Annotated in this window: 11 protein-coding genes; 8 read left to right on the top strand and 3 right to left on the bottom strand. The window is 46.5% G+C overall.

The window, feature by feature from the left end; all coding sequences use genetic code 11:
• Positions 1-109 precede the first annotated feature (109 nt).
• The gene (locus QT984_RS28920) at positions 110-313 is read left to right on the top strand and encodes a hypothetical protein (protein WP_333209334.1); all 204 of its coding nucleotides are present in this window, start codon (positions 110-112) and stop codon (positions 311-313) included.
• Between the two features lie 129 nt (positions 314-442).
• Positions 443-682 (top strand): regulatory protein SipA, encoded by a 240-nt coding sequence (gene sipA, locus QT984_RS28915; RefSeq protein WP_333058291.1) that lies wholly within the window; start codon positions 443-445, stop codon positions 680-682.
• A 298-nt stretch (positions 683-980) separates the two neighbouring features.
• Here the strand turns inward: sipA and QT984_RS28910 are convergent, their stop codons facing one another.
• Positions 981-4,346: an EAL domain-containing protein gene (locus QT984_RS28910; protein ID WP_333314010.1), complete on the bottom strand. Its 3,366-nt coding sequence runs from the start codon at positions 4,344-4,346 to the stop codon at positions 981-983.
• A 530-nt stretch (positions 4,347-4,876) separates the two neighbouring features.
• On the opposite strand from QT984_RS28910, the gene QT984_RS28905 reads away from it, so the two are divergent.
• Positions 4,877-5,317 carry a pentapeptide repeat-containing protein gene (locus QT984_RS28905; protein WP_333058289.1) on the top strand — a complete coding sequence of 147 codons (441 nt, stop codon included), beginning with the start codon at positions 4,877-4,879 and terminating at the stop codon, positions 5,315-5,317.
• A gap of 299 nt (positions 5,318-5,616) precedes the next feature.
• Here the strand turns inward: QT984_RS28905 and crtH are convergent, their stop codons facing one another.
• Positions 5,617-7,161, bottom strand: a complete 1,545-nt coding sequence (gene crtH, locus QT984_RS28900) for a carotenoid isomerase (protein ID WP_333209339.1) — start codon at positions 7,159-7,161, stop codon at positions 5,617-5,619.
• A gap of 24 nt (positions 7,162-7,185) precedes the next feature.
• Between crtH and QT984_RS28895 the strand changes: the two genes are divergently transcribed.
• From QT984_RS28895 to QT984_RS28880, 4 genes are all read left to right on the top strand, one after another.
• Positions 7,186-7,419 carry a hypothetical protein gene (locus tag QT984_RS28895; protein WP_333209341.1) on the top strand — a complete coding sequence of 78 codons (234 nt, stop codon included), beginning with the start codon at positions 7,186-7,188 and terminating at the stop codon, positions 7,417-7,419.
• Between the two features lie 252 nt (positions 7,420-7,671).
• Positions 7,672-8,322, top strand: a complete 651-nt coding sequence (upp, locus tag QT984_RS28890; RefSeq protein WP_333058287.1) for a uracil phosphoribosyltransferase — start codon at positions 7,672-7,674, stop codon at positions 8,320-8,322.
• A 396-nt stretch (positions 8,323-8,718) separates the two neighbouring features.
• A complete protein-coding gene (locus QT984_RS28885; protein ID WP_333058286.1) occupies positions 8,719-9,186 on the top strand; it encodes a TMEM165/GDT1 family protein in 468 nt (155 codons plus the stop codon).
• 60 nt (positions 9,187-9,246) lie between these two features.
• Positions 9,247-9,540 carry a TMEM165/GDT1 family protein gene (locus QT984_RS28880; RefSeq protein WP_333058285.1) on the top strand — a complete coding sequence of 98 codons (294 nt, stop codon included), beginning with the start codon at positions 9,247-9,249 and terminating at the stop codon, positions 9,538-9,540.
• Positions 9,541-9,974: 434 nt separating this feature from the next.
• On the opposite strand, the gene QT984_RS28875 is transcribed toward QT984_RS28880, so the two are convergent.
• Positions 9,975-10,481 (bottom strand): hypothetical protein, encoded by a 507-nt coding sequence (locus QT984_RS28875; RefSeq protein ID WP_333058284.1) that lies wholly within the window; start codon positions 10,479-10,481, stop codon positions 9,975-9,977.
• A 322-nt stretch (positions 10,482-10,803) separates the two neighbouring features.
• Here QT984_RS28875 and QT984_RS28870 point away from each other — a divergent pair, with 322 nt between their 5' ends.
• A complete protein-coding gene (locus QT984_RS28870; RefSeq protein ID WP_333058283.1) occupies positions 10,804-12,066 on the top strand; it encodes an MFS transporter in 1,263 nt (420 codons plus the stop codon).
• The last annotated feature ends 102 nt before the right edge of the window (positions 12,067-12,168 follow it).

Here is a 12,168-nt window from a genome sequence, read left to right as displayed (position 1 = left end):
TGCTTAAGCTTCGGTGCGCCTACCTTAACGGATCAATATCCGTTTGATGATCAAAAGCGCAAAACCGGGATGCTCCCGGTAGAGTGAGAGACAGCTTAGAGGAAAAAAAATGTTTGATTGGATTGTCAAAACCGTAGCCGATGCTTCAGGGGTAACTAACCAGCTAAAGATAGCTGAATGGGCAAGATTGAACAGGACTAACCCTTTCGATATGGGAGCCAAAAACTACCAACGATGTATTCATGACTTAGGGTTAGGCGGAAAATATTATGAACTTGAATATAACGAAGATGGAACCCTAAAATATCAATAATTTCGCCGTAATTCCCTTGATTACACTTCATAATTATCCATTCTATTATCATCCCTAATCAATCAATCAAACAGAAACATTTTTTGTTAAAATTACTTTATCGCCGCGTTTTTTTAGGGAATAAAACTCATGGAAAAAGAATTTACAATCGGTCAAAAAGTCCGAGTTGTGGCGATGCCACCTTACGTCAAAACAGCCGAACCGATGCCGATGCTGCGGCCAGCGAATTTAATTGCGATCGGCGCTGAAGGCGTTGTGATCGATCGGCGTCCCGGCAATTATTGGGGCATTCGCTTTGAAAAAGGTGCTTTTCTGTTAGACAGTCAGTACATTGAAGCGGCAGAAACAATTGTAGAAGGTAATGGGTAATGGAGAAGGGGGAATGGGGAAAATTAATCTGATAGAGCAATCCTCGCATCATTTGTGAATTTCTTACGGACTCCCAGGGGGTTCGGGGAGGGTTGGGATGGGGTAAACAAATCACGAGTCCTGCAAGGATTGCTATAAAATCCGTTAGTATCAGAATTATTCATCTCTCTCTTCTCTTCCTCTGCGCCCTCTGCGGTCTCTGCGGTTAAATCATTCCGAGCCCTTTTCCTTGTTCCCTCAACATCCCTCCCTTAAATCCGTTAAATCTCATTGCTTGCTCGTTGCCGAAGTTCCTTCTTCAACAAGCCAGCTTAGCCTCAAAAGCCAAAGAATTAACAGGAAACTCCCCCAAAACTTCCTCTAAAATCGGAGAGGTGAAGTTACAAGGTTGAGGCTTGCCCAAATGATAACCTTGAGCGTAATCTACCCCAAGTTCATTGAGTTTATCCATAATTGTTTGATTTTCAACATATTCGGCAATAGTTTTAATTCCCATGACGTGAGCGATTTTGGTAATAGCTTCCACCATTGCGACATCAATAGGATTATCGACAATATGCTTAATAAAATTGCCGTCTATTTTGAGATAATCAACCGGCAAACTTTTCAGGTAAGCAAACGAAGACATCCCGCTGCCGAAGTCGTCCAAGGCAAACTGGCAGCCTAGTTCCTTGAGCTGCAAAATCAAGCTGGCTGCCTTGCTGAGATTGCCGATCGCCACGGTTTCGGTAATTTCAAAACAAATTATTTGCGGCGGTATTTGATGGATGGAAAACTGTTCCTGAATAAACTCGATAAACTTTTCTTCGTTGAGGCTGTCCCCAGAAAGGTTGATTGAATAAAGGTTGGGATATTTTCCAAAGGACGATTGCAGATCCGACAAAACAGAGCTAGCAGGGAAGGTAACTATTTTATCGCTGTCTACATCGGGGTTTTGGACTAATAAATTTGCCGTGAAAATTTTAGATAAATTGCTAAATAAAGTGCGAATTACCCAGCGGTCGATCGCGTGCATCAAGTTGTAGCGTTCTGCCGCCGGAATAAACGCCATCGGCGACACCAACTCACCAGTTTCCAACTGGAGGCGCAGGAGGATTTCGCAGTGGGTTCCGGTGGTGGGAGAGTTGAGCAAAGGTACGATCGGCTGAGAGTACAAGCAAAAGCGATTCTCTTCTAAAGCTTGATGAATTTGCACCACCCACTCGGTTTCGCCGTGCTGTTTGATTAATTCTCGATCGCCGGCTTGATAAACCTGTACCCGGTTGCGACCTTTATTTTTAGCAGCGTAGCAGGCCATATCGGCGGCGCTCAAAATCGCAGATGTCGAGGCTGTTTTGGGATTGATTGCTACCAAACCGATACTGACGCCGATCGAAAAAGTTTTGTCCTGCCACGCAAAGCGGAAGCCCTGAATGCTTCGCAGCAGCGTTTCCGCAACATTCAATCCTCGTTCGACGGGACGATTGTACAGGAGTACGGCAAATTCATCGCCGCCGAGACGCGCCAAAATATCGGTTTTGTGGATATTGCTTTTAAATAGCTGGCTGACTTGGCGCAGCAGTTCGTCCCCAGCAGCATGACCGCAGGTGTCGTTAACTATTTTGAAGCGATCGAGATCCAGGTAAAGCATCACGTGTTCTTGGCCGTAACCTTGAGCGCCGTGTAGGGCGTGCTCTAGCTGGTACTCAAATTCCCGGCGGTTGACTAATTGCGTCAGGGGGTCATGAGTTGCCTGCCAGGTGAGTTGCCGCGCTTGAGTTCGCACTTGGGTGACATCTCGGAACACAACAACGGCCCCGACAATTTCGCCGCTGCTAGCGTGGATGGGGGCGACGCAGTGGTCGATCGCAAATTCGGTGTTGTTGTGGGCAATCAGCAAATTGTTGCGCCCTTGGTCAACAATCCGACCTTCGCACAAAGCGATTTCGGCGATATTTTCGATCGGCAGCCTGGTAGTTTCGTCAACTATTCTCAGCACGCTGGCGAGGGGCAAACCTTTAGCTGCCGAGGTAGACCAACCCGTGAGTGTTTCGGCAACTGGATTCAGGGTGGAAATACAGCCGTCGGCGTCAGTAGTGATGACGGCATCGCCGATCGATTGTAGTGTTACCTGAGCGAGTTCTTTTTCTTCAAAAAATGCTTGTTCCATGCGCTTGCGATCGGTAATATCTCGCTGCACGGACACCCAGTTGGTAACGTTCCCGGAGGTATCGGCAATGGGTACGCTGTTGAGTTCCACCCAATAAGTTGAACCGTCTTTGCGGTAGTTAATCAATTCTAGGCGTAGGGGTTCTCGGCGAGAGAAACCCAGGCGAATTTTAGCGACTTGGGTGGGGTCGCTTTCTGGGCCGCGCAAGCAACTGGGGGTTTGTCCGATGATTTCTTGGGGTAGGTAGCCCGTCATTTGGGTAAAAGCTTCGTTGGCATAGATGATGGTGGGGTCGGAGATATCGCTGTCTCCGGCATCCATAATCACGATTGCGTCGTTAGCGTTCACTACAGCAGATTCTAAAAGGTGGAGTCTGGCCTCGGCCCTAACGCGGATAGCAATTTCGCTTTCTAGTCTGGCGTTAGTCAAGCTGAGGGATGCGATCGCTTTTTCCAATTCCCTAGTTCTTTCTGCCACTGAATCGTGCAGAACATCGATCGCCCCGGACATTTCCATGGGGTCAAGTACGCGCAGTATGTTGGTTTGAGTAACTATTCCCAGGAGTTCTCCGCATTCTCCCGTTACTACCAACCTGCGGACTAAACGCTGGTGCATTTCCTGATGAGCTACCCACAGCGAGTCTTCTTGCTTGAGGCTAAATAAGGGGGTACTCATCACTGTTTGGGCGATCGTTTGCGACAAATCTATATCTAAAGCTTGAAATTCCACAATATCCCGTTCTGTGACTATACCTACTGGAATAGGGAACGGTGAATCCCTCGATAATTCTGTTGATTCAGTAATTACTACGCAGCTAACGCGGTGCTGCGCCATCAACTCAGCTAAACTCCTAACTGACGCGGAGCGAGGTGCTTGAATGACTTGTGCGGTCATTACTTCTTTCACGCAGCGCATTTTTAAGATATTTGCCGGTTTGAGCATGGCTTGGCGGATGCTTTCCGGCGTAATTACTCCTAAGAGTTGACCTTCACTATCCAATATTGGCAGATGCTTAATTCTTCGTTGCCCCAGCAGAATTAGGGCGCTGAAAATGTCTTGACTCTCGGATTTTGTCAGAGTTGCTGTCGGCTGCCTCATCACTTGTGCGATGGTGACACCTTTTAAGTTTTTGCCCGAGGCAATCAAATCGACAAGATCCCTTTCTGTGAAGATTCCTTGCAATTGAGAATGTGGAGCACAAGGCGAGGATAATTTTAAGAGTGATTTTTCCACGACAAAGACGCAGATACCTGTGGCGTCTCTGAATGCACTTGATGTGGGCGGATTTACGATTTCTGTTAGTGGCTGATAGATATCGGTTGGTGGAATGACTGCGTTTAGAGAGCAACTTGGGCGCCGTTGGCCCATCAGGGTAATTACTTCTGCTAGTGGGGTATCGGGCGCCACTGTCAAGGGGTAGCGGTCTATTACTTGAGCTAAGGTGGGCAGATACTTGGATGAATCGTTTTTGAGCATATTTAATTGAGTTTTGCGATCGCGTGGACTCTGCGACATTCCAAAAAAGTGCTGATTTCCAAGCACTAGGTGGATTTTTACGGCGCTGGTGAGACCTAATTAAAATTTATTGTTAAAAATGCAGCAGAGCTTGGGCTGGGGATCGGGCCAGTGACTGCTTTTCTTCTACCTATAAAGTTAGAAGCTTATCTTTATTTTAAGTTAAATTTTCTATCCCGTGACACATTTATTAAAAATAATGTATTTGTTGTGAACTTTTTGCGATAAGATTATCGGCTAAAATCATCCATAGCATTGCGAATCATCTCCCTCTTCAGAAAGACGCATCTGTTGGCTGTATTAGCTAACCTAGAAAAGGTTACTACAAAAAGGCACTGTATTAAGTTCGGCAGTGTTAAGTTTTGCAAAATTAAGTTTGGCAAGCTGGTCGAGACCATGTATGCGTTGTTGAGGGCAATCGATATCACAGCCAATGTGTGAATTAGATCGCAAGTTGCGAAAACAACCATGGTACGATTGTAGATATCAAGACAAGAAGTTGAATACAGAGTCTGTGAGGAAAAGAGATTATGAAACGCAATCTATTCGCCGCTACTTTTTTAATTGCTCCCCTAGTGTTGGCAGGCCCGGCTCGCGCTGAAAATCCCGTTCACGTCGAACAGTTATTGTCAACCGGGCAATGTTTTAAGTGCGACTTGTCGGGAGCCGATTTAACGGGAGCTCATTTAATTGGTGCTGATTTGAGAGAAGCAAATTTACGAGGAGCAAACCTATCTCAGGCAAACCTCGAAGGTGCTGACTTGACGGGTGCTGACTTGACGGGTGCTAACTTAACTAAAGTTTTCCTGACTAATGCTAGTTTAAATGACGCAGACCTCGATCGGGCAAATCTGACCGCGGCTATCATTAACACCGCTGACGTATCCGGCGCATCAATGGAAGATATGACCATCATTGATGCAAAAATCTACAATACCCAAATCGGCGTCGGCGGCAGCTACGACCAGTAAACTCGTTAAAAGAATGGAAAACACCAATTTTGAGGTTAAAAACCCGGTTTCTCCCCAGAAACCGGGTTTTTAGTCTTTTTGTAGACTGCCCCGAAGCCTCACATTTTCTATCGTATTTCAAGCTAACAATCTGACCACGAATTTCTTCATGTGGTACCCGCCACGTGATTTATCCGTGGAATCAATCCAAAATCTAAAATCTAAAATCACTTATTGCCCCCCGCATTTATCTCGCGCAAGTCAATCTAAAATCTAAAATCTAAAATCGCGCAATCGATTGACGCACCCTACCACTACCACTAAAAACCCAAATCAACCGCTATTCGGTGCGCGCAAGCAAACCCAGAAAACGCCACCGCATTTAAACCCTGTCCGGGAAACGTACTGTCGCCCACACAATACAAACCAGGCATAGAAGTTCGATTAAACGGCATTCCCAGCAAACCCATTAGCTTCTGTCGCGGAATCGGGCCGTAAGTTCCGTCTTCGCGCCCCAAAAAGCGACGGTGAGAACGCGCTGTCCCCACTTCCATATAATCCAAACCGGCATCTAAACCGGGAAAAATCTTTTCTAATCTTTCAATAATTCTCCCTGCGGCCTCTTCTTTTTTATCCTCATATTCCTGCTGCGAAAGTCCTTCCCACTCTTCCATCCAGCTCGAAGTAAAAGCGTGAACGATGTGATATCCTGCGGGAGCTAAATCCGGGTCGAGCACGGTCGGAATTGACACCAAAACAGTTCCCTCCGGCGCTTCCATTTGGTTCCAATCTTCTAACAAAATGTGGTGGCAGGCACTACCCGCAGGGATTACGCTTGCTTCCACTCCCAAATGCAAACTCAAGAAACTGGGGGCTTTTTGATAGCGTTGCTGCCATTTCTTCTCGCTAGCTGGCATCTCTTCTGCGGGAAGCAATTTCTCAAAAGTATCCCAGCGCGTGGCGTTAGAAACTATGCGCTTGGCGCGGTAAACTTCGCCGGTTGCGAGCTCGACTCCGACAGCGCGACCGTTTTCTGTGATAATTTTTTTCGCTTTAGCTTTGTATTGAATTTTCCCGCCACATTTTTCTAATCCTTCGACTAATTTTTGGGCAATTTGACCGACTCCGCCTTTGGGATAATTGATGCCACCGTAATGCCTGTCGGAAAATACCATTCCGGCATTAATCATTGGCGTCAAGTCTGCGGGTACTACAGACCAGTAGTAGCATTCCATGTCGATAAATTTCAGCAAAGTAGGGTCTTTTATGTAGCGCCGCGCAATGTCGCCAGTATTTTGAGGCAGATATTTTACTAATCCCAAACAGGCTAAAGGATTCTGAAAAAAGACTCGAACGAGATATCCGGGTTCTTCTAGGGATAGCAATTCCATGCCGTTGAGGCAGTTGAAGACGCTCCAGCATTCGCCGTAAAATTTGTGGATTCCTTCGCGTTCGTGAGGGAACCTGTCTGTTAATTCTTGCAAGTATTTATCATAAGCCTGGGGAACTTCAAGTTCCAAGCCACTGGGTAAGTGATAGTGAAGCTGTACGGGGTCGGGAATGGTTTCTAAGGTGACGTTGACTGCTTTCAGGGCGCGGGTGAGGAGGTTGGTGGTGCCGCGCTGTCCGAAACCAAAAATCATGGAGGCGCCGACATCGAATCTGTAGCCTTCTCGATCGAAATATCCAGCGCTACCCCCCGGAATTGTATAGCTTTCGAGCACTAAAACTTTGGCTTTCTTAGCTGCTAGCTGGGTGGCTGTCACGAGTCCGCCAATGCCGGAACCGATGACAATTACATCAAACTCTTGCTCTGTTGGGCGGGAGTTGGGAGAAAATAACTGGGATTGGGTAGGAGCTGACATTCGGTTAAAAATCTTAATATTTCTATGATTTTACAGTCGATCGCTCCAGAAGCAAGAAGTTCGGCAACGGATTATGTAGCGGATGTAGCGGATGTCAAGAAGACCGAAGTTCGGCAATGCCCGATGCCCTGTTTGGCCGATGCCCTGTTTGGCCGATGCCCTGTTTGGCCGATGCCCCAGCTTTTAAAAAAAAATGCGGGAACAGTCTACCATTGCCGACTGCCCCCGTCTGCCGATCCTTTGAGAGGAGAACACTAAAAATCAATATAGCCTTGTTGCTAATTAATGTCAATACTATTAGAAAAATATTTCAATAAGCGGATGGAGGTCGATCGGCGAATGGGTTCTAACTCAATCTCTGGCTTGTATGCGCCCTCAAGGATGTGATAAGTTGCACAGAGCGATCGATCGCCCGTTGGGGAAGCCCGCCCCTACGGGGGCTACGCCAACGAAGCAGATCGATCGCACCGCATAAAATCCCTCAAACCTAGCAATCTCCCCAATTTCCTCATGTCCCTGCAACTGCGCGTTTACGTTCCTCCACATCCGTTAATTAAACACTGGCTGGCTGTTGCCCGCGACGCCGCCACCCCATCGGTACTTTTTCGTTCTGCGATGACAGAATTGGGAAGGTGGCTGGCTTACGAGGCGATTCGAGAATGGCTGCCGACAGTGGAAACAACGGTGCAAACGCCTTTGGCAGAATGTCCGGCGACTTTTATCAACCCAGAAGCTCCGTTAGTTGTGGTACCGATTTTGCGGGCGGGTTTGTCACTGCTCGAAGGAATTCAGACGGTTGTGCCGCTGGCTTCGGTTTACCACCTCGGCATGGCAAGAAATGAGGAGACGCTGGAACCGACTTGTTATTTGAACAAATTGCCGGCGCAGTTTAACCCGGAAACGCGGGTGATAATTAGCGAGCCGATGCTGGCGACTGGCGGGACGATTATAGCGACTATGCAGGAATTGACTGCACGGGGAATTGATCCGAGCTTGATTCGGATTATCTCTGTGGTGGCTGCTCCTCCGGCTTTGAAGAGGCTGAGTGCAGAGTACCCAAGTTTGATGATTTACACGGCAACGATCGACGAAATAGTCAACGAACAGGGCTTTATTGTACCTGGTTTGGGAGATGCGGGCGATCGAACTTACGGCACATGAACCAGCCAGTCAGTCAATTTTAGATTTTAGATTTTAGATTTTAGATTGACTCGACAGATAAGTCTGGGGGCTTGTAGGCCTTTTTGGGGGGGGGTGAGTGGTTCCAGGAACCAGTTGCTGAAATATCGGGGGAAAAAGATGAAAATCAAGCATCCAGGATACCCGCCACGTGATTCATTCCAACGCGCAAACTCAGGATCCAGAAATAAAAAACCTGTATCCGATGAAACTTGCCGAACGTATTTATCCGTGGGGTCAATCCTTCAATCCTTCAATTCTAAAATCTAAAATCTAAAATCTAAAATCGATTGACCCTGGTTTGGTAAAAGCAGGCACCGAGAGAGTTAGAATCAAAAGTACAAGTCAAAAATAAATAGCGTTTAGCACTCATTGCCCGTGAAACTTGATTCTGTTCCGCCAAGCTTGTCTGCTTCTGACTCAGTAAACCCCAATTATGATTTACCACAACAGGTACAACTACAAATAAAAGAGGTTACTGAGATTTGTGCTGCTTTAACCCCGGAGCCCGCTGAACTCTCAGTGACTGTAAATCCCGATATTTGTCAGGAACAAAAGAAACTGAAGCCCAAGCACTGGGCAATTTTTGCTTCGACTTTTGCAACTATTTTTTTAGCTGAAATTGGAGACAAAACTCAGATCGCGATTTTGCTGATGACGGCTGAATCTCGAAATCCTTGGATCGTGTTTGCGGGTGCGGGTTCGGCTTTGATAGCAACCAGTTTGCTGGGGGTGTTGCTGGGAAGGTGGCTGGCTAGTCGGATTGCTCCGAGAACTTTGGAGAGAGCAGCCGGAGTGATTTTACTGGCGATTTCGGCGGTTCTGCTGTGGGAAGTGCTGGGTTAATTGTCTGCCTTGTCGGTAAGTCGTAGATTTCTACAATAGCTAACTAAGAACTAAAAAAACATGGACTGGCAACTTTTGGGAATCAGTTTTATTACAGTGTTTTTGTCAGAATTGGGAGACAAAAGTCAATTAGCTGCGATCGCCCTGGGCAGTAGTTGTAACTCGCCGCGGGCTGTATTTTTTGGTACGGCGTCGGCGCTGCTGTTGGCCAGTTTTATCGGCGTGGCCATTGGCTTCAGCACGGCAGAGGTGTTGCCGGAACGACTGGTAAAGGGACTCGCGGCGATCGGATTTGCGGTAATGGGTTTGCGCCTGCTGTGGCCAAAAGCAGATTTACCGGAAGCATCGGAGTAGGGCAGTCGATTTTAGATTTTAGATTTTAGATTTTAGATTTTAGATTTACTCTACAGATGAATCTGGGAGTTTAAACAAGAGTCTAAAATTTTGCTTTCTCCACGGGAGGAGTTCGCAAGTATCCGTTTTTGCGCTGGTTCAGGAAACTTGACCGTATAGTTGTATCAAATCAGTTAGCATCGGAGATTATTCATATATCTCCGATCTTCATCTGCGTGAATTAGCGTCAATACATTGTCATCTGCGGCCCAAGAAATTCTCTTGTTTTGAACCGCAGATAAGGGCAGATAAACACAGATTAACGCCGATGAATATCAAATCCGGTGTTTACGATCGCGTTAAAATTTAAAAAAAATTAGCGGGGGGCGTGAATTCACGCCCCCCGCTGCGGGTTGAGTCTTTTTTCTCCACTCAACCTCTGAGCAGGGTGTCGATTAAACTTGGTTTTGGTAGCACCAGCCCAGCAGCGTACCGGCGACAGCCAACTTCAGCGCTTCCAATGCAAAATAGCCTTGGTGCAGTAGATTCATCCCGGCGGGGACTTCTGCTGCGGAATCGAACAGATTTAGCTGCAGTCCCAAGGCGCTCATTTGGGGTGTCAGGGCGTAGGTGTCAATCAGGGCGATCGCCAGAAGTACCAATGATAATAAAATTGCTGTGCGGCTGCGCTTGCCGAAGTCACCGACTAAATTGCTCAAAACCATCAAACCCGTTGCCACCACGCCCGCACAGATTAACTCAACGCGGTTGAATCCCCAGAACATTAAATTCCCGGCAGTTGCAAACTCCGGTGATGTCGTCATGCCAGATACGTAGAGACTGGGCATAATTACTAGATCCAAAATCAGGCTAACGCTGAGCCAGAAAATTAGGGCAACCATGACAATTGCTTGCCAGCGCGGTTTGATTGATTCCACTCTTGATGTTGTAATAGCTGTCATATAATTGAGCCTCTAAAATTTTCTTCTGCCTTTTCTAGAGTTTAACTAACTTTTTTCTCAAATCGTGTTAAGTATTTTTAAATTAATGGTAACTTTTGTGTAACAGACGCTGAAGAATTGTTAAGCTCACTTATGTTTGTCATCACCTCGGTTAATTAATACTAATTCCGAAAAAGTACGGAATAAATTAATAATTACTCACAGGACTTATGCACTGCGACCAAAGACATCTGTTTTTGAACCTGATTAAAGGTCATAACGTATTTTTTTCATAAAAAAACCGGGTTTCTGCGTCCAGAAATAACTCCTAATTTAAGTGTATATGCCTAAACTTCAATTATCCTCTTGGTTGCCCCGTCTCCCCCCTCAAGTCTGGATTCTTGCCGCCGGCAGATTCCTCTCCCAAAGCGGCACCGGTTTTACTTTATTTTACGCGCCGATATTTTTTGTCGATCGCGTCGGTTTATCTGCTACTGCTGTTGGGATTGGTTTGGGTAGCGGTTCAGTTTCGGGAATATTCGGCAGAATTTTGGGCGGTTCTTTTTGCGATTCCAAATTTTGGGGAAGGCGGCGAACTTTATTGCTGGCGACAATTATTTCGGCGGCGGCTTCTTTTGTACTGGCGGGGACTAATGATTTCGCTGGCTTAATTGCGGGCAATTTACTGATGGGTTTTGGGGTGGGTTTGTATTGGCCTCCAACCGAGACGATGGTGGCGGATTTAACCGAGGGCGAACAGCGACAGGAGGCTTTTGCTTTGACGCGGCTGGCTGATAATTTGGGTTTGCAAGTTGGGATTATTTTGGGTGGTTTGTTAATTTCTATAACGGGGAATTATCGATCGCTCTTTATTATTGATGGTATCTCGTTTTTAGTGCTGTTTGCAGTAGTTGCGATCGCGATCGCCGAAACCTACAAACCAGCTAATTCAGCGGATAGAGGCAAAAAAAATCGGGAAAATGGTTGGATGGTGGCGCTGAGCGATCGCAGTCTTCTAGTTTATGCTTTAGTAAATACCCTGTTCACATTATATATTTCCCAAATCCAAACCACAATGCCGCTGTACTTTAGCAAGTTTGTCGCGGTGGGGACATCGGGAAAAGGCTTTTCTACAGGTACAATTACGGTTTTGTTTGCTTTTAGCACGTTTTTAACTGTGGCTTTGCAACTGCCGGTTGTTAAAGCTTTGAAGCGGTTTTCCCATCCGAAAGCTTTGATGATTTCTGCGCTGCTATGGGGAATGGGATTTATCGCGATCGGCTTGACGGGAATGGCTGCCACTGGCAATCTATTATTAGCTGTTTTAGGCTTGAGCTTTTTGTCGATGGCGACTGTTGCTTATACGCCTTTTGCTTCTGCTTTGGTGGTGGATTTAGCGCCGGAGTCTTTGCGGGGCGTGTATTTGGCGGTTAGTTCTCAGTGTTGGGCGATCGGCTATTTAATCGGGCCGCCCCTGGGCGGTTTGGCTTTGGATAGAGGTAAAGGGGCGGCGGATAATTTTTGGTTGGGTTTGGCTTTGAGTGTGGGCGCGGCTATTTTTATTTTGCAAAAGCTCGATCGAATGTTGAAAAATAGCAGTCATTAGTTATTAGTAATTAGTCATTAGTCAGCCAGGGTAAACGCATCTTAATTTCAACCTCAAACATGATAAGATGAAGTGTTTAGCTAAATCAAGTGCGTAATTGAT

Source organism: Microcoleus sp. Z1_B2 (genome assembly GCF_036700325.1).
GTDB lineage: Bacteria > Cyanobacteriota > Cyanobacteriia > Cyanobacteriales > Microcoleaceae > Microcoleus.
Note: the sequence above shows the minus strand (reverse complement) of the source record. Positions and strands in the feature narration are given on the sequence as shown.